This window comes from Prevotella sp. tc2-28, from assembly GCF_900107705.1.
In the GTDB taxonomy this organism is placed as follows: Bacteria; Bacteroidota; Bacteroidia; order Bacteroidales; family Bacteroidaceae; genus Prevotella.
Window position 1 is genome coordinate 224,663 of record NZ_FNRE01000002.1, and the last position, 26,675, is coordinate 251,337.

29 protein-coding genes are annotated in these 26,675 nt (G+C 50.0%); 5 read left to right on the top strand and 24 right to left on the bottom strand.

Annotated elements, in window-relative coordinates; genetic code table 11:
- Positions 1-10: 10 nt before the first annotated feature.
- Both rsmG and BLU47_RS02625 read left to right on the top strand, forming a co-directional pair.
- A complete protein-coding gene (gene rsmG / locus BLU47_RS02620) occupies positions 11-631 on the top strand; it encodes a 16S rRNA (guanine(527)-N(7))-methyltransferase RsmG (protein WP_091958002.1) in 621 nt (206 codons plus the stop codon).
- Between the two features lie 13 nt (positions 632-644).
- On the top strand, positions 645-1,292 hold the full coding sequence (locus BLU47_RS02625) for an MBL fold metallo-hydrolase (RefSeq protein WP_091958005.1): 648 nt from the start codon (positions 645-647) through the stop codon (positions 1,290-1,292).
- Here BLU47_RS02625 and BLU47_RS02630 read toward each other — a convergent pair.
- The 21 genes from BLU47_RS02630 to BLU47_RS02730 form a co-directional block, all read right to left on the bottom strand.
- Positions 1,289-2,746, bottom strand: a complete 1,458-nt coding sequence (locus tag BLU47_RS02630; protein WP_369796953.1) for a glycoside hydrolase family 10-like protein — start codon at positions 2,744-2,746, stop codon at positions 1,289-1,291. The genes BLU47_RS02625 and BLU47_RS02630 overlap by 4 nt on opposite strands.
- A 21-nt stretch (positions 2,747-2,767) precedes the next feature.
- Positions 2,768-5,473, bottom strand: a complete 2,706-nt coding sequence (gene metH / locus BLU47_RS02635) for a methionine synthase (protein WP_091958010.1) — start codon at positions 5,471-5,473, stop codon at positions 2,768-2,770.
- Entirely contained in the window at positions 5,470-5,952 is a 483-nt protein-coding gene (smpB, locus tag BLU47_RS02640) for an SsrA-binding protein SmpB (RefSeq protein WP_091958012.1), read from the bottom strand. Before smpB ends, metH begins: the two co-directional genes overlap by 4 nt.
- A 9-nt stretch (positions 5,953-5,961) precedes the next feature.
- Positions 5,962-6,468: a DMP19 family protein gene (locus BLU47_RS02645; RefSeq protein ID WP_091958015.1), complete on the bottom strand. Its 507-nt coding sequence runs from the start codon at positions 6,466-6,468 to the stop codon at positions 5,962-5,964.
- 42 nt (positions 6,469-6,510) lie between these two features.
- On the bottom strand, positions 6,511-8,040 hold the full coding sequence (locus tag BLU47_RS02650; protein WP_091958017.1) for a L,D-transpeptidase family protein: 1,530 nt from the start codon (positions 8,038-8,040) through the stop codon (positions 6,511-6,513).
- 8 nt (positions 8,041-8,048) lie between these two features.
- The gene (gene ettA / locus BLU47_RS02655; RefSeq protein WP_091958020.1) at positions 8,049-9,746 is read right to left on the bottom strand and encodes an energy-dependent translational throttle protein EttA; all 1,698 of its coding nucleotides are present in this window, start codon (positions 9,744-9,746) and stop codon (positions 8,049-8,051) included.
- 21 nt (positions 9,747-9,767) lie between these two features.
- Positions 9,768-10,856 carry a TlpA disulfide reductase family protein gene (locus BLU47_RS02660; RefSeq protein WP_176780419.1) on the bottom strand — a complete coding sequence of 363 codons (1,089 nt, stop codon included), beginning with the start codon at positions 10,854-10,856 and terminating at the stop codon, positions 9,768-9,770.
- 76 nt (positions 10,857-10,932) lie between these two features.
- Positions 10,933-11,901 (bottom strand): F0F1 ATP synthase subunit gamma, encoded by a 969-nt coding sequence (locus BLU47_RS02665; protein WP_091958022.1) that lies wholly within the window; start codon positions 11,899-11,901, stop codon positions 10,933-10,935.
- Between the two features lie 6 nt (positions 11,902-11,907).
- Positions 11,908-13,494 carry a F0F1 ATP synthase subunit alpha gene (gene atpA, locus BLU47_RS02670; RefSeq protein WP_091958025.1) on the bottom strand — a complete coding sequence of 529 codons (1,587 nt, stop codon included), beginning with the start codon at positions 13,492-13,494 and terminating at the stop codon, positions 11,908-11,910.
- Between the two features lie 5 nt (positions 13,495-13,499).
- Complete coding sequence (locus BLU47_RS02675; RefSeq protein ID WP_091958028.1) at positions 13,500-14,036, bottom strand: F0F1 ATP synthase subunit delta; 537 nt, start codon at positions 14,034-14,036, stop codon at positions 13,500-13,502.
- Between the two features lie 12 nt (positions 14,037-14,048).
- Positions 14,049-14,564, bottom strand: a complete 516-nt coding sequence (gene atpF, locus BLU47_RS02680; protein WP_091958030.1) for a F0F1 ATP synthase subunit B — start codon at positions 14,562-14,564, stop codon at positions 14,049-14,051.
- Between the two features lie 9 nt (positions 14,565-14,573).
- Entirely contained in the window at positions 14,574-14,813 is a 240-nt protein-coding gene (gene atpE / locus BLU47_RS02685) for an ATP synthase F0 subunit C (protein WP_091958033.1), read from the bottom strand.
- Between the two features lie 55 nt (positions 14,814-14,868).
- Complete coding sequence (gene atpB, locus BLU47_RS02690) at positions 14,869-15,906, bottom strand: F0F1 ATP synthase subunit A (RefSeq protein WP_091958036.1); 1,038 nt, start codon at positions 15,904-15,906, stop codon at positions 14,869-14,871.
- Between the two features lie 23 nt (positions 15,907-15,929).
- Positions 15,930-16,325, bottom strand: a complete 396-nt coding sequence (locus BLU47_RS02695; protein ID WP_091958039.1) for a hypothetical protein — start codon at positions 16,323-16,325, stop codon at positions 15,930-15,932.
- Positions 16,326-16,338: 13 nt separating this feature from the next.
- Positions 16,339-16,584 carry an ATP synthase F1 subunit epsilon gene (atpC, locus tag BLU47_RS02700; protein WP_091958042.1) on the bottom strand — a complete coding sequence of 82 codons (246 nt, stop codon included), beginning with the start codon at positions 16,582-16,584 and terminating at the stop codon, positions 16,339-16,341.
- Positions 16,585-16,615: 31 nt separating this feature from the next.
- Positions 16,616-18,142 carry a F0F1 ATP synthase subunit beta gene (gene atpD / locus BLU47_RS02705; protein ID WP_091958044.1) on the bottom strand — a complete coding sequence of 509 codons (1,527 nt, stop codon included), beginning with the start codon at positions 18,140-18,142 and terminating at the stop codon, positions 16,616-16,618.
- A gap of 149 nt (positions 18,143-18,291) precedes the next feature.
- A complete protein-coding gene (locus BLU47_RS02710; protein ID WP_091958047.1) occupies positions 18,292-19,665 on the bottom strand; it encodes an SLC13 family permease in 1,374 nt (457 codons plus the stop codon).
- Positions 19,666-19,697: 32 nt separating this feature from the next.
- The gene (locus tag BLU47_RS02715; protein ID WP_091958050.1) at positions 19,698-21,488 is read right to left on the bottom strand and encodes a tetratricopeptide repeat protein; all 1,791 of its coding nucleotides are present in this window, start codon (positions 21,486-21,488) and stop codon (positions 19,698-19,700) included.
- A 7-nt stretch (positions 21,489-21,495) separates the two neighbouring features.
- Complete coding sequence (gene def / locus BLU47_RS02720) at positions 21,496-22,056, bottom strand: peptide deformylase (protein WP_091958052.1); 561 nt, start codon at positions 22,054-22,056, stop codon at positions 21,496-21,498.
- Between the two features lie 22 nt (positions 22,057-22,078).
- Positions 22,079-22,498 (bottom strand): Holliday junction resolvase RuvX, encoded by a 420-nt coding sequence (gene ruvX / locus BLU47_RS02725; RefSeq protein WP_091958055.1) that lies wholly within the window; start codon positions 22,496-22,498, stop codon positions 22,079-22,081.
- 3 nt (positions 22,499-22,501) lie between these two features.
- Positions 22,502-22,996, bottom strand: a complete 495-nt coding sequence (locus tag BLU47_RS02730; protein WP_091958057.1) for an SPOR domain-containing protein — start codon at positions 22,994-22,996, stop codon at positions 22,502-22,504.
- A 228-nt stretch (positions 22,997-23,224) separates the two neighbouring features.
- Between BLU47_RS02730 and BLU47_RS02735 the strand changes: the two genes are divergently transcribed.
- Genes BLU47_RS02735 through BLU47_RS02745 form a run of 3 tightly spaced genes read left to right on the top strand, consistent with a single transcriptional unit; the run spans position 23,225 to position 24,059 of the window.
- A complete protein-coding gene (locus BLU47_RS02735) occupies positions 23,225-23,437 on the top strand; it encodes a YtxH domain-containing protein (protein WP_091958060.1) in 213 nt (70 codons plus the stop codon).
- Between the two features lie 9 nt (positions 23,438-23,446).
- Complete coding sequence (locus BLU47_RS02740; RefSeq protein WP_369796954.1) at positions 23,447-23,800, top strand: phage holin family protein; 354 nt, start codon at positions 23,447-23,449, stop codon at positions 23,798-23,800.
- Positions 23,801-23,804: 4 nt separating this feature from the next.
- Entirely contained in the window at positions 23,805-24,059 is a 255-nt protein-coding gene (locus BLU47_RS02745) for a hypothetical protein (protein ID WP_091958063.1), read from the top strand.
- Positions 24,060-24,074: 15 nt separating this feature from the next.
- On the opposite strand, the gene BLU47_RS02750 is transcribed toward BLU47_RS02745, so the two are convergent.
- The 3 genes from BLU47_RS02750 to BLU47_RS02760 are packed head-to-tail and all read right to left on the bottom strand — an operon-like array spanning position 24,075 to position 26,675.
- Complete coding sequence (locus BLU47_RS02750) at positions 24,075-24,833, bottom strand: MBL fold metallo-hydrolase (RefSeq protein ID WP_091958065.1); 759 nt, start codon at positions 24,831-24,833, stop codon at positions 24,075-24,077.
- Positions 24,830-25,834, bottom strand: coding sequence for a UDP-N-acetylmuramate dehydrogenase (gene murB / locus BLU47_RS02755; protein ID WP_091958068.1), 1,005 nt, complete (start codon positions 25,832-25,834; stop codon positions 24,830-24,832). The genes BLU47_RS02750 and murB overlap by 4 nt, the downstream gene beginning before the upstream one ends.
- Positions 25,835-25,838: 4 nt before the next feature.
- Positions 25,839-26,675, bottom strand: coding sequence for a DUF4348 domain-containing protein (locus BLU47_RS02760; protein ID WP_091958070.1), 837 nt, complete (start codon positions 26,673-26,675; stop codon positions 25,839-25,841).

The following is a 26,675-nucleotide window of genomic DNA, read 5'->3' on the forward strand; positions in this document are numbered from 1 at the left end:
GCTATAGAAAATGAATATCATCCTGAAATATTTCCCCAACATCAGTGTCGAGCAACAGCAACAGTTTGCTGCGCTCGACGCTTTGTATCGTGACTGGAATGCAAAAATCAATGTCATTTCACGCAAAGACATCGACAACTTATACGAACATCATGTGCTTCACTCGATGGCTATTGCCAAAATGATACAGTTTACGGCAGGCACCCGCATCCTTGATTTCGGAACGGGCGGCGGGTTCCCTGGTATTCCATTGGCTATCCTTTTTCCCGATTGTGAGTTTAAATTGATCGACGGAACAGGCAAGAAAATACGTGTTGCCCAAGAAGTGTGCAATGCTATTGGGCTAAAGAATTGCCATCCCGAACATCTGCGAGGCGAAGAAGAAAAAGGGAAATACGATTTCGTCGTCAGTCGAGCTGTTATGCCACTTCCCGACCTGATGAAAATCGTGCGCAAGAACATCTCCAAAGAACAACAGAATGCGTTGCCTAATGGTGTCATTTGCCTAAAGGGTGGTGACTTACAAGCTGAAACGCAGCCTTTTCGCCGCATTGTCGAGACTGAAGAACTAAGCAACTGGTTCGACGAAGAGTGGTTTAAAGAAAAACATTGTATATACGTTCCCGTTTAAATTGTCAAAAGCTATGGTAGAGATTAAAAGAATCATGTGCAACCCTTTGCAGGAGAATTGCTACGTCATAAGCGATGAGAGCAAAGAATGTGTCATCATTGACTGTGGTGTCTATTACCAGGACGAGAAGGATGCACTGATAGCATATATCCGTGATAAGCAGTTGACCCCCACCCACCTGATAGCTACCCACGGGCATCTGGACCATAACTTTGGAAATGCCTTCATCTACAAAGAATACGGATTGAAGGTGGAAGTGTGCAGCGAGGACGAATACCTCATCAGCGACTTAGGAAAGCAAGCCAGCTCCCTGTTCGGCATGCAGCTTGAAGAAGCACAGCCCGAGGTGGGTAGATGGCTAAAGGATGGTGACACCATCACCTTCGGTCACCATGAACTGCGTGTGATTCAGACGCCAGGACATACACCTGGCTCTGCCCTGCTCTACTGTGAAGCGGAGAAGACGGCTTTCACCGGAGACACCTTGTTCCGTATGAGCATCGGACGCACAGACTTCGATGGTGGCTCATGGCAACAGATGGAAAATAGCCTGCGAAATGTGGTCGGCAAACTACCAAAAGAAACAATCGTGCTTTCAGGTCATGGTCCTCAAAGCACGATTGCAGATGAGCTGACATACAACCCATACATGCGAGGCTAATACCTCACTTTTACTTTCTTATAACTACTCTCGTTCTGCATGCGGTCGAGGGCTGTAACCGCATACACGCAACGGCTACCCTCTGCAGCATCGGGAAGTTCGTAATGGGTATCACGGGTGATTGCAACCATTTTCGATGGGTCATCAAGGTTGATGCGCTCGCCATTTTCGAAGCGGTAGACGGCATAGTTAACTGCTTCGTCCTTCCATCCGTTGCCCTTGGGGGCTGTCCAGAAAAGAACTTTCTTGCCTTCAATGTCAATAGCCTTCACTTTACGGGGCTTCTTAGGGGCTTTGCCATCAATATGCTTCATCGTAGGCTGCAAGGCAGGATAACGCCAGTAGAAATCGCGTAGCCGACTACCATAGCCTCCGATATTGTCAACGGCTGCCTTGGCATACCACAGCACGGTACCCTTCACGTTAGGCAACTCGGCATGCAGCATCATCTTGCGAGCCATTTGATTGAACTTGGCTGTACGCTCAACATCTTCGCCAATAACAAGCGCGGTATTCTTGCAATACTTATCCCACCAATGTATCAACTCGTCATAGTCGGCAGCCTTATGTCCTATCTCCCAATAGAGCTGGGGAACACAATAGTCAACCCATCCTTTGTTACACCACAGCAGAATGTCAGCATACAACTGGTCATAGTTCTGCAAACCATTGGTACGGCTACCATTGGGATCGTTCTTTATGTTGCGGTAGATACCAAAAGGAGAAACACCGAACTTCACCCAAGGCTTGGTTTCACGAATGGTATTGAACACCTGTTCTATGAAAAGGTTTACATTGTTACGGCGCCAGTCACCAACGTTGGTTATACCATAGTTGTTGGCACGAAAATAAGGTTCGTCAGGGATAGGCAAGCCATCCACTGGATAGGGATAGAAATAGTCGTCGATATGCAGTCCGTCGACATCATAACGCTGCAGTATGTCGCGCACCACATCACAGATGTAATGACGGTTCTCCTGAAGCGCAGGATTGAGCAACGTTAAGCCATCATATTGGAAACAACGCTCCGGGTGCTGACTGATAACATGATTGTAAGCATTTGTATGAGCCGTCTTGGTCTTGGCACGATAAGGATTGATCCATGCGTGCAACTCCATGCCGCGCTTGTGACATTGTTCTACCATCCATGCCAAAGGATCCCAATATGGCTGTGGCGCCCGTCCCTGCTGGCCGGTCAGATAGTAGCTCCAAGGCTCCAGCGAGCTCTCGTAGAGGGCATCGCACTCAGGACGTACTTGGAAGATGATGACGTTACAGCCGTCCTTCTGCAGTTCGTCCAATTGATACGACAGGGTACGTTGCATGGCTTTTGTACCCATACCCATGAACTGTCCGTTAACACACTGTATCCATGCTCCACGGAACTCTCGCTTAGGCTGAGCACACAACGTTACACCCAGTAGGAAAGCGATGAAAAGTATGATCTTTCGCATATTCATATAATATGTTTCAAATTAATTTTCCCAGAAATCAGGTTTCTTCTTACGGGCTTCTTCCAGAGACAATAGCTGTTGTTGTTCTTGCTGGTACGACTCGCGCAGATGCTCATAGCGAGCATCAAGTTCTTTTTCCATTTGTTGTTCGTCCGTCTTGTTCATCAGCTTTGCTGCGACAAGCGCATTTTGCGAAGCATCCTTCATCCATACTACAGGACCGCCATAGACAGGAGCTATCTTTAGGGCGACATGCAGTTCGCTGGTAGTCGCACCACCAATCATAATGGGAATATCCAGTCCGGCTCGTTGCATTTCATGAGCCACATTGACCATTTCTTCCAGTGAGGGAGTAATCAGTCCTGAGAGTCCTATCATATCTACGTGCTCCTCAATGGCCTTGCGCACTATCTGTTCGGCAGGAACCATTACACCCATGTCAATCACTTCGTAGTTGTTACAGGCAAGAATCACACTGACGATGTTTTTTCCAATATCGTGGACATCGCCCTTGACGGTGGCTAAGAGCACTTTTCCTGCTTTCTTGGCACCCTCTGAGCGCTCAGCCTCGATGTAGGGCTGTAGGATGGCAACTGCCTGTTTCATCGTACGCGCCGTTTTTACCACCTGCGGTAAAAACATCTTGCCGGCGCCAAAGAGTTCGCCCACCTGGTTCATGCCTGCCATCAGCGGACCTTCAATGATGTTTACAGCCTTCGGATATTGTTTGAGGGCTTCAGCCAAATCTTCCTGTAAATAATCGCCGACACCCTTGATGAGTGCTTGTTGAAGGCGTTCTTCTACACTGGCATTCTTCCGAGCCTTGCTGTCGTCATTCGTCGCAGGGGTTCCTTTCGTCTTCTCATCCGTAGCAGCCAGTTCTGCAGCCAGCGCAATCAGTCGTTCTGCTGCATCTTTCCTGCGGTTCAGAATAACATCTTCAATGATGTCAAGTTGTTGGCGGGGAATGTCTGAATACAGCACTTTCGTAGCCGGATTGACAATGCCGAAGTCCATACCAGCCTGAATGGCATGATAGAGGAACACAGCATGCATGGCCTCGCGGATATAGTTGTTGCCACGGAACGAGAACGACAGGTTGCTGACGCCTCCGCTGACATGAGCTCCGGGCAGGTTCTGACGAATCCAACGGGTGGCCTTGATAAAGTCGGCGGCATAGGCATCGTGCTCTGGCATGCCGGTAGCGACAGCCAGGATGTTCGGGTCGAAAATGATATCGAGCGGATTCATTCCAACCTGCTGAGTCAGGATGTCATAGGCCCGCCTGGCAATCGCTATCCTGCGCTCAAAACTAGTTGCCTGACCTTGTTCGTCAAAGCACATCACGACAACGGCAGCACCGTATCGCTTGACATCGAGGGCATGTTGAATGAACACTTCCTCGCCTTCCTTCAATGAGATGCTATTCACGATGCTTTTGCCCTGAACGCATTTCAGTCCGCTGACGATGGTGTTCCAGTCTGAGGAGTCAATCATCACGGGAACAGAGGCGATATCTGGCTCGGAGGCTATCATGTTGAGGAAAGTCACCATCTCCTGACGGGCATCCAACAGACCGTCGTCCATATTGATGTCAATGACCAAGGCACCGTTTGACACCTGTTTCCTGGCGATGGAGATGGCTTCATCGTATTGTTTCTCCTTAATCAGTCGAAGGAATTTCCTTGAACCTGCCACATTACAACGTTCACCCACATTAACAAAATGTACGTCGGGCGTCACGTCCAGCATTTCGAGTCCGCTGAGCCACATCGTCGTGGATGGTGCCACCGGTTTTCGTGGCTGTTTGCCCTCGACCAAGGCTGGGTACTTTTCGATAAAATGCTCATCGGTACCGCAACAGCCACCGATGATATTGACCAGTCCTTCGTCCACCATCTGTCCCATCTGCGGCGCCATGCTCTCTGCGGTCTCGTCGTAGAGTCCCATGGCATTGGGCAGTCCTGCATTGGGATAGGCACTGATATAATAGGGTGACTTGCGGGCCAACTGGCGCAGGAAGGGCATCATCTGACGAGCTCCGAACGAGCAATTCAGTCCGACGCTGAAAATAGGATATGTGCTAATACTAGCCAGAAAAGCGTCAAGCGTCTGGCCGCTCAGCGTACGACCGGCAAGGTCGCTCACCGTCACGCTTATCATGATGGGCACCTCGCGACGGCGCTGGCTCATGGCCTGCAGCGAGGCATCAATGGCCACCTTTGCATTCAGCGTATCGAAGATGGTTTCAATAAGAATGGCGTCAACGCCTCCTTCTAACAGTGCGTCAGCCTCCTCGAAATAAGCATCAAACAAGGTGTCATAGGTCAACTCACGCAAGGCGGGATTGCTGACATCAGGCGACATGGAGCACGTTTTGTTGGTTGGGCCGATAGAGCCAGCCACAAAACGGGGCTTTTCCGAGGAAGCAAAAGCATCGGCACACTTTCGGGCGAGACGAGCACCAGCCAGCGCCATCTGCCGGGCCTGGTTTTCCAGGTGGTAGTCTGCCTGCGAAATACGTTGTGAACTGAATGTATTGGTGGTAATGATGTCTGCACCTGCCTTCAGGTAGCGACGATGTATCTCTTCAATGACGTCAGGTCGCGTGAGATTCAATTCATCCGAGTTTCCTGTTTTCCCCATGAGCTTGCCAATCATCGTGCCCATAGCTCCGTCAAGAATCAGGATGCGCTGTTTTGCTAAGTCTTTGAGTGTGGTGTTCATCGATATACCTTCATGGCGCGATCCATTTCGCGTTTGTCTTCTTTTTCTTTTAGCGTCTGTCGCTTGTCAAATTCCTTCTTACCCTTGCACAGGGCTATGTCCATCTTGGCGCGCCCTTTCTGGTCGATAAACACCAGCAAAGGAACAATGGTATAACCCGTCTGTTTGGTGGCAGCCGCCAACTTCTGAATCTCACGGCGTGTGAGCAGCAGTTTACGGTCGCGTTTCATCTCGTGGTTGTTGTAGGAGCCATAGAAATAGGGCGACACGTTCATCCCCTTCACCCACAGTTCACCATTGGTAATGACGCAGTAGGTGTCGACCAGACTGGCCTTGCCCAGACGGATGCTTTTGATTTCCGTTCCCGTTAGCACAATGCCTGCCGTATAGGTTTCGATAAAGAAGTATTCAAATGAAGCCTTCTTGTTGCGTATGTTGACAGGACTTTTCTTCCTGATGAGTTCTTCTTCCTTGTTCATTTTCCTTTTTCAGTCTTTCACCGTTGCAAAGCGCTCGATATGCTCGTCGATATAGCGGGCAATCTGTTCAGTCCATTCCTCTTCCTGTTCCACGAAAAGGTCGTCCATGTCATCAAACTCCGGGTATTGCTCGAACAATGCCATGAACTCGTCGTCGGTACAGTCACGCTCCAGTGCCTCGTGGTATTTGTTGTAGAGTGTATGGGCATCATACACCAGTTTCGACAGTTCCCTCATGCCCCACAGCTTGACAGCCTTGGCGAAGGGGTTTTTGAAGATAAAGGGTCCGTAGCCATTGTGTATCAACTGTACAAAGCCGCCGTCCATCACCTCGTTATGCAGCACTTCCCATGCCAGCAATGTAATCTGGTCGCTATTCAGTTGTCCCATCGTCTCGGAAGTCAGTTCTCCACCGATAGAATCCTTAATAGCAGCTATAAAAACAGCAACAAAGGCGTCCATTCCTTCGCTGGCTGCCTGACGCAGTTGGGCATCTCGAATCGTTACTTCTATCATAATTGTTTGCAAAGATAGTGCAAACGAAATGAAAAACCAAATTTATGATGGATTTTCTGCCACCCAGGGCTTTATCTCTCGTGCGATAAGGGCATCATAGCCGTAGACGTCCGGGAAAGTCTCAAGGGTTCCTGTTGCCGGATTGGGATAGACGGTGTAATACACGATGTATACGGGAACCGAAGGTGACACTTTGGAATAGCTGACCAAACGGTGGGGTTTACTCTCGTCGCTATGTTCTTCAAGCCAGGTAATGCCACGCTCTGAGACTGGTTCCAGGTCCATCGAGATACGTAACTTGTCGAGTTCCCATTCGCTGGCCTCCGGCAAGAGGAAACAAGCCAGTTCAAAGGGCTTCTGTACACGGATGCAGCCATGTGACAAGGAGCGTTTCTCACGACTGAACGCCCCACGGTTGTTCGTGTCGTGGAGATAGATGTCGAATTGGTTGGGGAAACGGAAGATGATACGCCCCAGTGAGTTATGTGCCCCACCCGTCTGTCCAATACGATACTTTCCTGAGCGCATCTGATCGGCAGACACATGAGCCGGATTCAGGGTGTCACCAGTCTGACGGTCAACAATATAATAATGGTTACGGGCAAAGTATGCCGAGTCGTGCTCATGGCGCACCACATCCTTCTTGATGATGCTGAAGGGAATCAGCCAGTCGGGGTTGACCTGCATATACTTGATTTCACTGTACAAGACAGGGGTTTTCGTGGCTTTTGCCCCAAAACAGATACGCATGTCCAGTACGGAATCGGAATGGATGGCCCACAGCTGCTGGGCGGGCAGGTTAACCAAAACACGAGGCGTGCGGTCGGGCTGTTTCGTGCGCCAACGGCAACGTTCCATGTTGACAAGCAACTGCTGTCTGGCTTGCCGACTTGTGGTCTTTGACAGCGCTTCACGTAAGGTGGTATAGAGCGGATTCTGGGGGTCCGAGGACTGCAGGTAGTTCATACGGTCGTCGTCAGTCAGTTGCTTGACAGCCTCCTGATAGTCCGGTGACTCCACTTGATAGTCGAACAGTCGCGCATATCCCGTGCTGTCATCCCTCATAAATGATTGGTTTAACAGCTTCTCAGGGCGCACGAATCCGTAGCGCTGGTAGGTAGAATAGACCACGAAAGCGCGTGACAGGTGATATTCCAGACGGGGAAGGACATCGTTGATGTCAACTCCTAAAGAATCGAATGACAGCTCATGGATGATCTTCAGGTCAGAGGCGATATCCGGCAAACGAAAGGAAATGGTGTCCAGTCCATTCTGAGGCAACTCCCGTTGCAGGTAAGCGAGCAGCTGGTCTGCATCCTCACTAACACCCTGATGGGTGAACCATACCGGGGTGCTGTTCTCTTGATAATAATGCTTTAAAGTGGTTATGGCTGCCCATCGTGATGAGTCACTGTCCATCATCTGACGTAACACTTGCTGCATCTTCTGGTCGTCCAACAGCTCAGCATAACGGCCAAAGGCAGAATCGGCATCCTTCGCCTGTTGCCCACAGGCAGCCAACAGGATGACACTCACCATCAATAATACAACGCTCTTCCCTACTCTATACATCTTCTTGCTTATTCTTCCATCAGTTTACGGTATCTGGCACGCTTGGGCTCTTCCAGTCCTAGGCGGGCAGCCTTGTTTGACTCATATTCAGAATAATTGCCTTCGAAATAGAACACGTTGCCTTCGCCCTCAAAAGCAAGGATATGCGTACAGATACGGTCCAGGAACCAACGGTCGTGACTGATTACCACGGCACAGCCGGCAAAGGCTTCCAAGCCTTCTTCTAAGGCACGCAACGTGTTGACGTCAATATCGTTGGTGGGCTCGTCAAGCAACAGGACGTTTCCTTCTTGTTTTAAAGCGATGGCCAGATGAAGACGATTGCGTTCACCGCCAGACAACACGCCACATTTCTTCTCTTGGTCGACGCCTGTGAAGTTGAACCTTGACAGATAGGCTCGTACATTCACGTCACGTCCTCCCATGCGAATGGTGTCGTTGCCGCCGCTGACCACTTGGTAAACGGTCTTCTCGGGATCAATATCCTTATGTTGCTGGTCCACATAGCTGAGCTTCACCGTCTCGCCAACGCTGAACGTTCCTTGGTCAGCCTGTTCGAGTCCCATGATCAGACGGAAAAGAGTCGTCTTGCCAGCACCATTAGGACCGATCACTCCTACGATGCCGTTAGGAGGAAGAACAAAGTTCAAGTCAGAGAAAAGCATCTTCTCAGGGAATGATTTCGCCACATGCTCAGCCTCTATCACCTTGTTACCCAGACGAGGACCGTTGGGAATGAAGATCTCCAGTTTCTCCTCTTTCTGTTTCTGTTCCTCATTCAACATCTTGTCATAGGAGTTCAAACGAGCCTTTCCCTTGGCATGACGGGCCTTAGGAGCCATACGTACCCACTCCAGCTCACGTTCCAGTGTCTTACGACGCTTCGAGGCTGTCTTCTCTTCTAATGCCAAGCGCTGGGACTTCTGTTCCAGCCATGACGAATAGTTTCCTTTCCATGGGATACCTTCACCCCTGTCGAGTTCAAGAATCCATTCAGCCACATCATCCAGGAAGTAACGGTCGTGAGTAACGGCAATAACCGTCCCTTCATATTGTTGCAGGTGTTGCTCCAGCCAGTCTATGGACTCTGCGTCCAGGTGGTTGGTAGGCTCATCGAGCAACAGCACATCGGGTTTCTGCAACAACAATCGACAGAGTGCCACACGACGGCGTTCTCCTCCTGACAGTGTCTTGACGCTCCAGTCTCCTGGAGGACAGTGAAGGGCAGCCATGGCACGATCCAGTTTGGAATCCATATTCCATGCATCGGTCGAATCGATGATATCCTGCAGCTCTGCTTGTCGAGCCATCAGCTTATCCATCTTGTCCGCATCTTCATAATACTCAGGAAGTCCGAACTTGATGTTGATATCGTCATATTCTGCCAACGCATCATAGACATACTGAACACCTTCCATCACGTTTTCCTTCACGGTTTTCTCCTCATTCAAAGGAGGATCCTGTGGCAGATATCCTACGGAATAACCTGGACTCCACACCACTTCACCCTGGAACTGCTGGTCCAGTCCGGCGATAATCTTCATCAACGTCGACTTACCTGCACCATTCAAGCCAATAATACCGATCTTTGCTCCGTAAAAGAAACTAAGATAGATGTTTTTAAGCACCTGTTTCTGATTCTGCTGAATGGTCTTGCTCACACCGACCATCGAGAAAATCACTTTCTTGTCGTCAACTGTAGCCATAATCGTCGTTGTTGATGTCTCTTACTCTCCGAATATCTTTTGCAGACGCTTATGCAGCATCTTGCCACGAAGTGCTCTGTCTATGATCTTCCCCTGTGGGTCGATGAGGATGTTGTCGGGAATGCCCTCAACCTTGTAGACGGGGGCGGCGGCGCATTTCCAGCCCTTCAGGTCGGAAATCTGCAGCCACGGCATTTTCAGCTGCTCGACGGCCTTGACCCATGCCTCCTTCTTCTGGTCGAAGGAGATGCCGACGATTTCGAAGCCCTTGGCGTGGTACTTGCTGTAGGCTTCCAGCACGTTGGGCATCTCGGCGCGACAGGGACCGCACCACGAGGCCCAGAAGTCTACGAGCACCCATTTTCCCTTGCCCACGAGGTCGCTGATGCGGTGCATCTTGCCGTTGGCATCGGCCATCTCGAGGTCGGTGTACTGCTGACCGATGAAGGCGGTCTGCGGACTGTCCTTGGGTTTCAGGATTTTCTCCACGTCGTCCTTGGCTTTCTTCAGATAGGGATGACCGGCGTAGGCCACTCGCTGGGCAACCAGCTCGTCGTAGGCGTCCCACCCGTTGTCGAAGAAGTACAGCTGGGCGAAGGCCACCGGAATGAGCGTGTTCGACTCGTCCTGGAAAATCTTGTTGGTCATCGCCGTCTGGTGGGCTTGTATCTTGTTGTACTCGGCCATAAGCTCGTCCTGGCGGGCACCGATTTCTGCCCTTGTCAGCTTGGCGACCTTGGCATTGAAAACCTTGCTCGGAGCGTCCATCTCCAGGTCGTACTTCGTCAGCCGCTCGTTCAGCGCAGAGCCTTTCAGCGTGCTGTCGTTGACGTTGATGGTCACGGGCGTGCCGTCGTTGAAGAACGGCGTCTCCCACTGGCTTCCACCCGCCCTCACGGCCATGAGGGCGTTCTTCTCGGCCGTGCCGCTGAAGGCAAACTTGTCGCTGGCAACGGTCACGCTGTCAATGGGCCGTTCGCTCAGCCGGTCAATCAGGTAGACCTTCTGGCCGTTCTTCGCCGACGTGCCGCTGACGCTGTATTTCACCTGCTGCGCCATCGTCGGCAGTGTCATGGCCACGAGGACCACCGATAAAATACCTTTTTTCATAAGTTTAGTTTGATATTCTTAAATGGTTGATAGGGAAAAATGAGAGGTAAGAGATTGCTACCCTTACCTCTCATCGTTAGTTGTTTACGCTGCCGCCGACAATGTCGAGCAGTTCGCTGGTGATAGCTTGCTGGCGCGACTTGTTGTACTGCAGGTTCAGCTGGCGCAACAGCTCGTCGGCATTGTCCGTGGCGGTCTGCATGGCTACCATACGGGCGGCATGCTCAGAAGCCACACTGTCAAGGAGAGCTGTGTAGAGCATCAGATGTGCCATCTTGGGCAACAGCTTCGACAAGACGGTGTTCATGTCGGGCTCAACGATGAAGTTGTCGTTAAGCGGGGCAACCTCACCCTCCTTCGTCTCGCGCTGCCGGCGGTTCTTGCGCAGATAGTCCTGCGCTTTCTTCGTCGCAATGTTACTGGTCAAATCGCGCTCGTGGTCACGGCCCAGCTCAGCCTCCAGGTCAATGGGCAGGAAAGTCTTGTTGGTCAGAATCTGCGAACCGGCACTCTTGAAGTGATGATACAGAATCTCCACGCGGTCTACCTCGCCTTCTGCGAAACGACGGCCCAATTCCATGGCCATGTCGATGCATTGGCGCACCTGAGGATGGTCTATCAGTTCGGCATAGTCGCACTGCACGTCGTAGCCCAGTTTGCGAGCCTTCTCTGCCACCTTGCGACCGATGGGCCACACTTCGACACTGCCCTGCCCCAACTCCTGGGTGTAGGCATCCACCGTGCGCTGCATCAGTTTGATGACGTTGGCATTGAAGCCACCGCACAGCGATGAGTTGCTGGAGAATACGACAATGGCGACGCGCTTCACAGGACGTTCCTGGTCAAAGATGGTCTGTGGCTCTGCCTCGGCAGCGAGGAACGATTTCAGAATATGCTCAAGCATCGTTTCGTATGGCAGCATATTCTGGATAGCCACCTGCGCATGGTGCAACTTCGAGGAAGCCACCATCTTCATGGCAGAGGTAATCTTTCGTGTGCTGTTTACCGAAGCAATACGGCCCTTAATTTCTTTCAGGCTTGGCATAGGCTGTTACTTTTTATACGTTCCTGCGATGTCGGCCATGACAGCTTCTATCTTCTTCGTCACCTCGTCATCTATCTTACCAGCGGCAAGCGTTTCGATAACCTCTGGTGCTGATGAGCGTAACTTATCGAGGAACTGGTTCTGACATTCACGAACTTGATCGATGGGCACGTCACGCATCAATCCGTGTACACCACAATACAGTATGGCAACCTGCTCACCTACGGGCATAGGTGAATACTGGGGCTGGATAAGCAACTGATTGTTCTTACGTCCACGGTCAAGCGTCATCGCCGTCACAGCATCCATATCACTTGAGAATTTGGAGAATGCTTCAAGTTCACGATACTGTGCCTGGTCAATCTTCAGCGTACCGGCAACCTTCTTCATCGACTTGATTTGTGCCGAACCACCCACACGGCTCACGGAGATACCGACGTTGATGGCAGGACGGAAACCTTGGTTGAAGAGGTCGCTCTCAAGGAAAATCTGACCATCGGTGATAGAGATCACGTTGGTGGGGATGTATGCCGACACGTCACCTGCCTGGGTCTCGATGATAGGCAGTGCAGTGAGTGAACCACCGCCACGAACATGTCCCTTCATACATTCTGGAAGGTCGTTCATCTGCTCGGCAACTTCCTGTTGCTCGTTCATCTTGGCAGCACGCTCCAACAGACGAGAGTGCAGATAGAACACATCGCCAGGATAGGCCTCACGTCCGGAAGGACGACGCAGGATCAATGACACCTCACGATAGGCAACAGCCTGCTTTGACAGATCATCGTATACCACGAGGGCTGCATAGCCTCGATCACGGAAATACTCACCGATAGCAGCTCCAGCAAACGGAGCATAATACTGCATGGCGGCAGGATCAGCTGCTGTTGCGGCTACTACAATGGTGTAAGGCATGGCACCATGCTCCTTCAGTGTCTGAACGAGGGTAGCTACCGTACTGGCCTTCTGGCCAATGGCTACATAGATACAATAGACGGGGTTACCTGCCTCATAGAAACTCTTCTGGTTGATAATCGTGTCAACAGCAATCGCGGTCTTACCGGTCTGACGGTCGCCGATAATCAACTCACGCTGACCGCGACCGATAGGAATCATGGAGTCGACAGCCTTCAGACCCGTCTGTAGCGGTTCCTTTACAGGCTGACGATAGATAACACCAGGTGCCTTACGGTCTAGCGGCATCTCGAAAGCATCCTTCAGGTCGATATCGCCCTTTCCGTCAACAGCCTGTCCGAGTGGATTGATTACTCGACCCAACATGTTGTCGTTGACACGGATAGAGGCAATGCGCTTGGTGCGTTTGACAACCATACCTTCCTTGATGCCAGCAGTGGAACCCAAAAGCACACAACCCACGTTGTCTTCTTCCAAGTTCATCACAATAGCCATCGTGCCGTTCTCAAATTCCAACAACTCGTTGGCCTCGGCATTGCGTAGTCCGTAGATACGGGCTACACCATCGCTGACAGTCAGTACGGTACCCACCTCGTCGAAACGTTCAGCATCGCTGATACCCTTCAACTGCTCCAGCAGTACCTGGGACACTTCGCTTGGTTTAATTTTATCTGACATTTGTTTTACTTTTTAAGTGTGTTAAGAATGTTGTTGAGCTTGGTCCTGACACTCGCATCCATACGATAGGTGTCATACTCCAGGATGAATCCGCCAATGATGTCGGGATTCACCTCGGTCTCAAACTCTACAATACCATTAGTCTGGCTTTCCACCATCTGTCGCATCTTCTGCTCGGTCTGTGCAGACACGCGAGCCGCAGTGGTCAGCTTGCCACTGATGACGTTCTTCTGCTTGCGATAAAGCGTGACGTACGAATTAGCCATAAACTGTATCATGTTCTCGCGGTCTTCCTTCAGTACTAGACTGATGAAGGTACGACAGAGTTGACTAATCTGACCACCACAGGCGGTCTCGAGCAACTCCTGTTTCTTGTCCTTTGAGAGCATGGGATTGTCTATCGTCTGGCGTAATGCGGGCACCTCGATATAACTCTTAGCCAGCATGGTCATCTCCTGACATAACTGGTTATCAAGCCCTGCGTCGGTGGCACTCTTCAAGAGCGCTCTCGCATATCTGACCGATATTACTCCTATATCCATACGTTATTCCATTTATTTTTTAGCAGAAACTTCATCCAGCATACGGTCAATCAAATCCATCTGAGACTTGTCGTCCTTTAAGTTTTGCTTCAGGACTTTCTCTGCGATGTCAACACTCAGGGCGGCTACTTGTTGGCGAATATCGGCAATGGCGGCCTTCTTCTCCTGTTCAATGGCAGCCTTGGCCTCGTCCATCAGACGGGCACCCTCTGCCCTAGCCTTTTCCTGGGCTTTTTCTACCATCGCATCACGCGTGGCAGCAGCCTCCTTCAATATCAGAGCCTGCTTCTCGCGAGCCTCCTGCAAGATGGATTCACCTTCTTTCTCGATATTGGCTAAGCGCTCCTGGGCCTCATGGGCCTTGCGAAGACTTTCGTCTATGTATTTGTTTCGCTCATCCACCATGTTGATGATGGCTGGGAAACCAAACTTAGCAAGCACCCCAAAGACCACCAAGAACGCCAATAGCATCCAGAACAATAGTCCGAGATCAGGCGTAAGGATTGATGGTAATTGAGTGAAATCCATTTGCTAAACTTATTTGATCAAGAATGCACAAGCAGCAATAGCGAAAAGGGCACAACCCTCAACGAAAGCAGATGTCAGAATCATCTGAGTAAAGATCTTACCAGAAGCCTCGGGCTGACGGGCAATAGCGTCAACGGCACTGCCACCAATCTTACCAATACCCAAACCTGCACCAATTACTGCAATACCAGCTCCCAGACCGCAGCCCAGCTGAGCCAGACCCTCGGCTAAAATCAATGATGTAATCATAACTTTTAAAATTTTTAGTTGTTAATATTAATAATGTATTTGTTTTTTATTTTGTTTATTCTTCGTGATCCTTATGTGCCAAGCCGATAAACACCGCACTAAGCATGGTAAAGACGTATGCCTGAACGAAAGCGACCAGCAACTCAAGTGCATTCATAAAGAGCAGCATGACAATACTGAAGAGGTTCAAGCCAAGGCCATAGCCAACACCCATAGACCACCCGAGGAAGATGACGCAAGTGAAACTCAGTATCACTGCGTGACCTGCCATCATATTGGCAAAAAGACGGATCATCAAGGCAAAAGGCTTGGTAAACACGCCAAACAGCTCTATAGCTGGCATCACAGGGATGGCTTTCAGGAAAATAGGTACATCAGGCCAGAAAATCTCTTTCCAATACTCCTTGTTTCCAAACAGGTTGATGGCAAGGAAAGTACAGAAGGCCAAAAAGAAGGTGATATTGATGTTGCCTGTCACGTTGGCACCACCCGGGAATATTGGAAGGAGTCCTACCAGGTTCGTTACCAATATGAAGAAGAACACCGTAAGCAGATAGGGTGCGTATGGCTTGTAGTGCTTCTCACCTATCGACGACTTAATCACGTCGTCGTTGATCATGACTACCAACATCTCCACAGCACCAACAAAGCCGCCTGGGGCATTGCTGGTCTTATCATGTTTCTTGTACCATCTCGCACAACACAAGAATATAGCCAGCAGTACTGCAACAACTATCCATATCTGCAATACATTGCGCGTAATACTCAAGTCCAGCGGACGCACGGATGATCCGTCAGCCATCTGCTCATAGATCTTTCCATGAGCCTCCTCATTGAAGAAGAAACCTTGAGGCAGAGAGTGTTCTGTACAGAAGAACCATTCACCTGTCTGTTCACTCCTTATGATAATAGGTAGTGGTATACTCAGGTGTTTTCCCTCATATGACGCAATGTGCCACTCATAAGCGTCGGCCAAGTGCTCAAGAACCACTTCTGGTATGTTGAGCTCCTCACCCTGTTGCTCATTTGCCAGCATAGACATTGGTGTCAGTGTCAGCATCAACAAGAGACATATTGACTTTAATTGTTTCATTTAACTTTTTGGGGTTTAAACCGTTATAAGCGATTAGCTATTCTCGAAAAGAAGATAGAATGGTGTATCAGAGAAACCATGTAGAACAATAGGAAGACAACGATAAACGTCATCATCTCTTGACGTCCAGATGCCAGATACCAGATAGCCATTACCATCAATGCTCCCAGGAAACGGAAGCCAGAAACAGCCGTGAAGAACGAAGGCAGCATATCACTGTGTTTTTTGGCTACCCAGCGCCATACAAGTGCAGCAGTTACCTCCAGAACTAGAACAAACAGCGAACTCACCAATACTGGTACTACGATATTGCCTACATAGTGATAGTGCATGGCCACACTTGCCAGGAAATTCAGCAAAATGAACAAGGCAATACACTGAACGATGTAATGGCTACACTGTTTGTCGATATCTACCATCTCTGAACTCAGTTTATTCTATTTCTATACAAAGACTGACGACATTCTTCTGAACTTCTACGAAGCCTCCAATGACATCAAGACTTTTCTTCTCACCCGACGCCAGACCATATACCACCTTCCCTTTGTCCAATGACGAGATGATAGGGGCATGGTTCGTCAGAATCTCAAATTGTCCGAGAGAGCCAGGTACGAGAACACGCTCGACCTCGCCATCGAACTCTATCCGCTCGGGAGAAACTATCTTCAGCTTTAACATATTGTAAATTTACAATTTGACCATTTACTATTTAACCTTTAGCTGCCTCCAACAGTTTCTTTGCCTTCTCCTTCGCGTCTTCAATGGTGCCGACATTGAGGAATGCCTGCTCAGGAAGGTCGTCAACCTCACCGTCCAGGATGGCATTGAATCCCTTGATGGTTTCCTCAATGGGTACCATCACACCTGGCAGACCGGTAAACTGCTCTGCAACAGAGAAAGGCTGACTGAGGAAACGTTGTACACGACGAGCGCGATTAACGGTCAGTTTATCCTCATCAGAGAGTTCATCCATACCCAAGATGGCAATGATATCCTGCAGTTCCTTGTAACGCTGAAGGATCTCCTTCACGCGCTGAGCGCACTCATAATGAGCCTTTCCTACAACAAGCGGGTCAAGGATACGTGAAGTAGAACCCAGCGGGTCAACAGCAGGATAAATACCCAGCTCAGCAATCTTACGGTCAAGCACCGTCGTAGCATCCAGGTGGGTAAACGTTGTTGCAGGTGCAGGGTCCGTCAAGTCGTCAGCAGGCACATAAACGGCCTGTACAGAAGTGATAGAACCTGACTTGGTTGAAGTAATACGTTCCTGCATGGTACCCATCTCGGAGGCCAGTGTAGGCTGGTAACCTACCGCAGAAGGCATACGTCCTAAAAGTGCAGACACCTCAGAGCCGGCCTGTGTGAAACGGAAGATGTTGTCGATAAAGAACAGGATATCTGCTGCACCTCCATCTTTTCCTCCACCATCACGGAATCCTTCTGCCACAGTCAGTCCCGACAGGGCTACTGAAGCACGTGCACCTGGTGGCTCGTTCATCTGACCATAGACTAGTGTGGCTTGTGACTTCTTCAATTCTTCCGGATCGACTAGAGAGAGGTCCCACTTTCCTTCAGCCATGGCCTCCTTGAACTTCTCTCCATAACGGATAACGCCCGACTCAATCATCTCACGGATCAGGTCATTACCTTCACGCGTACGCTCTCCTACTCCAGCGAATACGGAGAAACCGTTGTGTCCCTTGGCGATGTTGTTGATAAGTTCCATAATAAGCACGGTCTTACCGACACCAGCACCACCGAAGAGTCCAATCTTACCGCCCTTCAGATAGGGTTCCAGCAGGTCGATCACTTTAATACCGGTTGCCAAGACCTCTTTAGTCGTAGACAGGTCTTCAAACTTAGGAGCCTCACGATGGATAGGATAAGCGCCTTCCATATTGAGTTGTTTCATACCGTCAATAGGCTGTCCGATAACGTTCAGCATACGACCTTTAATCTGTTCTCCTGAGGGCATCTGGATAGGTGTGCCCATAGGGATAGCTTCCAATCCACGCTGCAGTCCGTCGGTATTGTCCATGGCAACGCAACGTACCGTATCCTCGCCGATATGCTGCTGCACCTCGACAATCAACTGGTTACCATTACCACGGTCAATCTTCAATGCTTCGTGAATTTTGGGGAGCACTTTCTCGGCATCCAGTCCTTTGGTATCAAAAAACACGTCGATAACAGGACCGATAATCTGGGAAATGTGTCCAACAATCTGTGACATAAGCAGTTAAATATTTAAAGTTATTATTGTTTTAGCAATATTGTTGCAAAGATAGAAAAAAAAATTCAAACAAAAAAAACATTTCCGTTTTTTTTTCGGAAATGTTTTCATAAAAATTACTTTTAGAACATATTTTGTCCAATTTGAAATCAAATACTGATGATATTGATTTCTATCCAAAGGATCACATAACCCAGTACCCAGCCTAGCAGGACTTTAGGCGTCAGATGTCTGATATACCAAAGTAGCGAAACATGTTCTGCACGCATGAGGGCTAAGCCGCTAATACTTCCTACGGAAAGCAGGCACCCGCCTACAGCAGTAGTATAGGCAATGATCTTCCAGAAGGATCCATTGGTCGCGATGTCGCCTATTCCGACCACATACAGGGAGATATTGGAGATGGCAATGGTAAAGCTGTCGACGATAGCGCTCAGTAGTCCAGCCCCGAATCCTAATATCCAGATATCATGAACATAGGTGTCCATCCAGTTGGATACGTCAGCCCATACACCTGTCTCCGTAACGACGCCCATGCCTAACATGATACCCATGACGAAGAGCAGTTGTTGCAATACCCCATACTGCAGTGACATCGGGATGCGACGTTGTGTCGTTCTGTCTGAACTGATGAGTCTGTGATTGAACGCCTCGTTGACCACCCATAGCACGCTCAGCACACACAGGGCCCCCAGGAATGGAGCCAGCTTGGTGATGTTGTGGAACGTTGGGATGAACCACAGTCCGCCAATGCCCACAATCAGCATCACGAAGCGCTGCCAGCGGTTCAGACGGGTGTCATCACCACGATAAGGCGAGGGACTCCATGCGGTATCCAGTCTGTCGGGCAGCTCGCGATTGATGAAGATGGTTGGGATGACCCATGCGATGATGGCAGGAAGTGCCAGGTAGGCAGAGAAATGACTTGCCGTCACGGCACCGTTCCCCCACAGGATGAGTCCTGTCGGGTCGCCAATGACCGTAAAGCAACCTCCGCAGTTGGCGGCCAGTACGATGGCAGACCCCACATACATACGCTGTCGTGAGTTCTGCAGGATGTTATGCATGATGACCAGCATCATGGTGGTCGTCGTCAGGTTGTCAAGGTTGGCAGAGAGGATGAACGTGGCCAGTGTGATGGTCCACAGCAGACGCTTGGAATTACGCGTACGTATCCACTCCGTGATAAAGTCGAAGCAGCCGTTGTTGTTCAGCAGTTCTACGATAGACATCGTCGCCAACAGGAACATCACAATGGCCGCAGCCCTTCCCACATATTTCAGGAAGATATTGTCATAGATGAAATATTTCACTGCATCGCTCGATGCCTCGCTGCCGGCAAGCCATTCAAGATAGTCTGCCGGATGCTGGTCCATGACAAAGTCTGAGCCCCAGCACACATAGACCACCCAGCCTACGGTACCCAGGAACATGGCGATGGCCGCTTTGTTTACTCCCGTCAAGTGACCTGTTGCTATCAGCACGTAGGACACAATCAGCATTGTAACGATAATCAGTGTCATATCTCAGTGTCTTTTGTTTTACTTTGTAGTGCTTATTTATTCCTTTGCCGCTTTAAGATACTATAGGCTGTATATAAGCCAAGCTCACCGGCCTTGCTGAGGTCGTTGTTGCCTTCGATCTGTTGCTTATTGGCCAGACGGGCAAGTCCACGGTTATAGTAGGCTTCCGCCATGTTTCCATCCAACTGGATAGCTTTGGAGTAGTCGGCTATGGCCTGTTGGAATTCCAGACACTTCACATAGGCATTTCCTCTGTTATAGTAGAGGTAGGCATTGGCGGGTGCCTGCTGGATGGCCTTTGTCAGAAGCTCTATCAGGTTTGACGTACGCATCGGCAGGTCAATGCTTTCGTCCTGCCATTGGGCGATGGCCCTTATCCATAAGGCCAGTGCCGAGCTGCCGTCATCCTTGAGATAGACTGAAGGGTCCTTGATGTCACTTTCCCCGGCAACGATATACAGCTGTCGGTTTTGGGGCAGCTCGTGGTTCAGCGAGTCCACCTGACGGTCATAGGTCACATAATGCCTGACAGCACTGATCTTCTGTCTGGTAGAGAGGCAGTACATGGGCATGTAGTCCATGTCAACCTTCCTGTTCTGCACACGACCGCGGTATTCACTCTGATACTCATGCTGCATCTCCTCCTCGTCAGCAACAGCCAACTGGTTGTACTTCTCGATATCCTCGTCGCTGCGCTTGCGCATCTGTTTCTTCGAGAGACGGGGCTGTTTGCCATAGCGCTTGTCTATCTGCGCCTTCAGGATACGGAACTCATCCTGTTCTGCCTGCCTGGTCATGCCTAGCTTCCGGTAGCACGAGGCACGCTGTTGGAGTCCTATCCAGAAATTCGGATATTGCTCGATCACCTTTGAGTAGTCCCTGATGGCAGCACGTGGATTACCCGTATTCTCCAACAGCAAGGCACGGTTATAGAGAGCCATCAGGTTGTCGGGCTCCAGTTTCAGCACGAAGTCGAAGTCCGTGATGGCCCTGTTGTCGTCACCCACCTGTGCTCTGAGCAGTCCACGGTTATAGTGTCCCAGGAAGTTGTTGGGGTCATAGTCAAGGGCCATGTCATAGTCAGCCATGGCACCCCGTAGATTGTTCTGGTTAAAGCGGGCCAGGGCACGGTTGATGTATAGTCCTGCCTCCTTCGGCAACAGATGGATGGCCTTGTCAAGATATCCCTCACCCTCCTTCCATTCCTGGCGCGCCAGACTGATGGAAGAGCGCTGTGCCCAGGTGCTTCCGTTGTAGGCATCCATGTCCAGGCTCTTGTCAAGGGCGGCGATGGCCTTGGTGGTGTCCTTCTGTGCCAGGTATACTTCCGACTGCATGGCGTATATCCTGGCATTCCTGCTCCACATGACAGCCATGGAGTCAAGGTCGTTCAGTGCATGGTCATAGTCTTTCTGTTGAATACGACATAAGGCACGGTTATGCCAGATATTCATATTCACGGGATCATAGCGTAGTGCGACGTTATAGTCGCGGATGGCATTGTCATACTGCTTCTGCTGAATACGACAAAGTCCACGCAGTTCATAGATGCCGACGACATAGGGATTTCTTTCAATAGCCTCCGTACAATCTTGTTCCGCACCCACATAGTCGTCAAGATAGAACTTGGCTATCGCACGGTAGTACCAGGGGTCGAAGAGATAGGGCTTGGCAGAAATCGCCTGGTTGAAATATTGGATAGAAAGTACATAGTCCTCATAATAGAGCGCTGAGCGTCCTATCATGACCAAACGGTCTGTGTTGAACTGAGCCCATCCGACCGCAGGATATAACAAGATAAGGAACAAGAACTTCCTAAGCATCGTCTTTCTATCGCTTTGCCACCTTGGTCTTGTATCCGCAACGGAAACGACCTTGCAGCAATGCTTTCAGTTTACTTTTTATCAGCTGTTTCCGCAGTGGTGAGACACGGTCGACAAACATCTTTCCATCCAGATGGTCAAACTCATGTTGCATGACGCGAGCCAGATAGCCTTCTATCCACTCGTCATGGGGTTGCATCTTTTCGTCAAGCCACTGGACATGGATACGCTTGGGACGCAACACCTTCTCGTGGATGGCTGGCAGTGAGAGACACCCTTCCTCCAAGGCTTCTGTTTCCGAGTCGTCATACTCCACGATGTGGGCATTGATGAATACCCGACGGAAGTCTTTGTACTCCGGCATGTCTTCACTGATGAGGTCCAAGTCAATCACCACTACGCGGATAGATTTCCCTACCTGAGGAGCAGCCAGACCTATCCCCTCGCTCTCAGCCAGCGTATCCCACATATCTTTGATAAAAGCGTCCAACTCCGGATAGTCGGCAGGAATATCTTCTGCCACCTTGCGAAGGACGGGCTGTCCATATATATATATAGGTAATACCATATTCTATTATGTTTTTATCGATTTACCATTTTTGGCGCCAGCGCATATAGTCTTGCAGGATAATGGTGGCACTGATCTCGTCCACCAACCCCTTGTCTTGGCGCGCCTTCTTTTTGAGTCCTCCGTCCAGCATGGCCTGATGAGCCAATACAGACGTGAAGCGCTCGTCAAAATAGTCAATGGGCACGTCAGGCATCGCCTTGCGCCATCTGTTCACGAACTGCTGAACGCGTTGAAGATTCTCGCTGGGCTGTCCATTGGGCTGGCGGGGCTCGCCAATGACGATGCACTCCACCTGCTCAGCGGCAACATATTTTTTCAGATAGTCAAAAAGTTCAGATGTAGAAACAGTTGCCAACCCGCTGGCAATCATCTGCTGCGGGTCGGTAACTGCTAATCCTGTACGTTTTTTACCGTAATCTATTGATAATATTCTGGCCACTGCTTATTTAGCATAGAGCAGCCATGCGCCAGGATACTTCGTCTGCAAAGCGTTACGGCTGGCAGCTGCATCGGCTTTTGTATCGAATGTAGTAGCCACTACGCGATACATAGCAGGCGATACATTACTGTTCATAACCACCTGAGCGTCATAGCCCTCGCTCTTCAGCGTCTGCTGCAGACCCTCGGCATTGGCTCTCAGTGAGAAGGAGCCTACCACCACACTGAAGTTCTTCAGACCAGAACCGTTCACAACGGTGACGTTCTCCTGACGAACAGCGATGTTGTCGGCATTGTCCACGACACGTGCCTGGTTAGCGGGCTTCTCTACCATCGGAGCGACGGTGACCTCATTGGCAGCGGGAGCAGTGGCCTGTTGCATCTCTTCCTGCTGTTTAGCCTTCAGGTAAGCTTGCTTATAAGCACTTTCGCTAGACTTACAACCGGTGAAGAGCAAAGCTGCGCACATTGTTGCGCAAAAAACAGTGTACTTTTTCATAATTCCTTTTTACAGTTTCAATATATAAAAATTAGTTTTGTCATAAAAACACTGCGAAGATACGTATTTTTGCAGAAAAAACAACAAAAAACGTGCATAAAGTTTGTTAAATAAAAAAAAACGGCCCTTTTTAACAAAAAATTAGGATTTTTCTGTGCCATATTTCAATTTATTTTTGTATTTTTGCGATGAAAACAGAAACATGTTTAACTCTTAAAAAATACGATTATGAAAAGTTTAGGTTATTTAGGTGCATTCTTCGGTGGTGCTATCGCCGGAGCAGTTATCGGACTTCTGTTGGCTCCTGAAAAGGGCGAAGACACCCGTACGAAGATCACGGACGCTGTTGACGACTTCATGAAGAAGCACAACATCAAACTGAGCCGCAAGGAAGTCAGCGACCTCGTCGACGACATTGCAGATGCAGCTCCTGAGGTATAATCATCTGTTATGGCTATGTTTTCAAGCGACAAGAACGTAGAATCCATTGCTCAACTCATTGAGGTGCTAAAAGATTACATGGGGCTTCAGAAGGAATATCTGAAGCTCGATGTAATCGAGAAAGTGGTACGTCTTGTCACGGCACTCATCCTGGCCTTTGTCTTGGTTGTACTGGGCATTGCCGTGATGTTCTACCTTTCACTGGCCGTAGCCTATTGGCTGACGCCCGTCATCGGTACCGGTTGGGCATTCTTCTTCATTGCAATGGTCTTCTTCCTGCTGCTCCTGCTGGTATTCTCTTTCCGCAAGTCCTGGATTGAGCGTCCCCTTGTCCGTTTCCTTGCAAACATCTTAATGAATTAGAACCATGCCACAGTCCACCTACAGTACTTTAGAACAGATCCAGCAACGTAAGGAAGCCCTTCATGCCAATATCCAGAAGGATAACGAGCAGATCGGCCTCTTGTGGCATCAACTGACAGCCCCCCAGAAGTCAGATTCCAAGGGGGAACTCATTGCCAACCTGATCAGCAACAGCATCACAGCTATTGATGCCTTCCTGCTCGTCCGTAAACTGATGAAGAGCTACGGACATCTCTTCGGCAAGAAGAAACGCAAGTAAAATCAATTCTTTCTTTCAGACTTCAATGACCTGTCCATCGTACGCCAGTTGGATATCACTGGGTAGCTGGGCATTGACCTCCTTGTGTCGACCGATGTCGTGACTGCTATGAATCAGCCACGTCTGTCTGGCACCAATCCTTCTGGCGAAGTCTACAGCCTCTGAAAGGGTTTGATGAGAGTGATGCGGTGTATTACGTAACGCATTGACTACCAGCGTTTCGCATCCTTTTATAAAAGTAATTTCTTCCTCATGGATGGATTTCATGTCCGTGATATATGCCAGGGAACCAATGCGGAATCCAAGGATGGGAAGGTCGTGGTGCATCACTTCGAAAGGCATGATCTGCAAGTCGCCAATCTGGAAGGGATGGTGTTTCTCGATTTGGTGCAACTGGATGGCAGGCACGCCAGGATAGCGGTGCTCTGCAAAGCAGTAAGGCAACATCTGTAACATGCCCTGACATGCCAAGGGATCAGCATAGACATTGATTTCTCCGAACTGGCAATAGGGTCTGATATCATCCATGCCACCCATATGGTCGTAATGGGCATGGGTGATCAGGATACCGTCAATCTTCCTGAACGGCTGCGTCATGATCTGTTGCCGGAAGTCGGGACCGCAGTCGATAAGCAGTCGTGTCTGTTCTGTTTCCAGCAGTGCCGAGCAGCGCAGCCGCTTGTCATGAGGGTCCTTGCTGGTGCAGGTATAGCACTTACACCCGATGGTGGGTACCCCACATGATGTCCCTGTTCCCAAGAAAGTTAGCTTCATATGACGTTCACCTCCGGATGAATGGCAATGCCAAAACGTTGTTGTACATCGCGTTGAATGGTCTCACAAAGGGCCACTATCTCGTTACCCGTAGCACCTCCGCGGTTCACCAGGACGAGCGCCTGTCTGTCGTGCACCCCTGCCCTTCCCTGTGACTTTCCTTTCCAGCCACACTGTTCTATCAGCCATCCTGCGGGAATCTTCTCGTGGTCGTCGTCAATGAAATAGTGTGGCATCTGCGGATATTCCTTCGCCAGCAGCTCGTATTGTTCACGGCTGACAATAGGATTCATGAAGAAGCTGCCGGCATTGCCCAGTACGGCAGGATCAGGCAGTTTCTGGTTACGGATGTCGATGATCGTGTCGCGTAATGCCTGGGCCGACACCTCGTCTATCTTTTTCTCAGCGAGTGCTGTGCGAATATTGCCATAGTCCAGAACAGGCTGGAAGGCGGTAGACAGCTGATACACCACATGCGTGATGAGGTATTGGTTCTTCCACGCATGCTTGAATCGACTGTCGCGATAGCCATACTGACAGTCTGCATTGGAGAAAGAGCACAGCCTGCCGGTTGCTATCTCAACAGCTTCCACACCGACGATCAGGTCTTTCACCTCCACGCCATAGGCACCGATGTTCTGAACGGCCGAGGCACCCACGTCACCGGGAATCAGCGAGAGGTTCTCTGCGCCATACAGCTGATGGGCCACGCACCACGCCACCACGTCGTCCCAGACCTCTCCACTGCCACAGCGGATACGTCCGTCACCCTGCTGTTCAATGCCACGAATGGCGGAGTGTACGACGATACCGTCGAAATCACGTGTGAGCAACAGGTTACTTCCTCCTCCTATAATAATATAAGGTGACGTCAGTTCACGAAGCACGCCAGCCACCTGACAGGCTTCCGCCTCGTCGGCATATTCCAGGAAACGCTGACACTGTGCATCAATGCCGAAGGTGTTATGTCTCAGCAGACTATAGTTCTTGCAATCCTTCATGGCTTCAGGTTGTTAGCTTTACCAATATCCACTTGCCGCCCTTGTTCTTGAACGACATCTCCATCTCCAGACCGTTTGCGATGCCACGCATGACGAAGAGCTTTGTCTGTGCCTCCTTCTTCGGTTGTCCGTAGATGATGTTATAGATCATCCTTGTAGGCAGCTCAGGGGCAAAGGCCTCCCACGTGTCGCGGGTGATGATGCCCTCCATCTGGCTGAAGTCGTCGTCAGGGTCAGGTCCCACAAACTTCACCGTAGCTCCCAGGCTCTCCGTCTGGAACTCCTTGTCAGAGGCGAAGCGGTGATAGAACTGGAGGAACGAGGCGTTGTTCGACTGACTGATGGGGATGGTACGGAGCGCTGTCAGTATCCAGGCCCCCTTGGGACGGTCGAAGATATACTGGATGACCGATGAGGTGTTGAAATAGATCTTCTCCAGTACCGCATGACTGATATGCGTGTCCTTGACAATCTCCATGGCACGCTCATCGTCGAAGAGCACCGTATAATAGCCTTGTCGCATGAAGAAATAGTCCATTTTCCACTCTTTCTTGCTGATCATCTTCTTCTCCCTGCCATTATACGACTGCAAGGGAAAGAGGATACGTTCCATCTGAAGTTTCTTGTTGGCAGCGAAGTTGAAGATAAAGTCGTCGAACAACTCGTCAGCAGCCTTGGGAACAGGCATGCTCTCCATGACGATTTCCATAGAATCGACCACTGTTGTGTCAGTGTTCAGCGTGTCAGGTGCCACTTCTTCGTCTATGTTCTTCGTCTTATTACCGCCACATGAGGCCAGCAATAAGAGCAACAAGCTCATTGAAATAAGGTATCGTTCCAT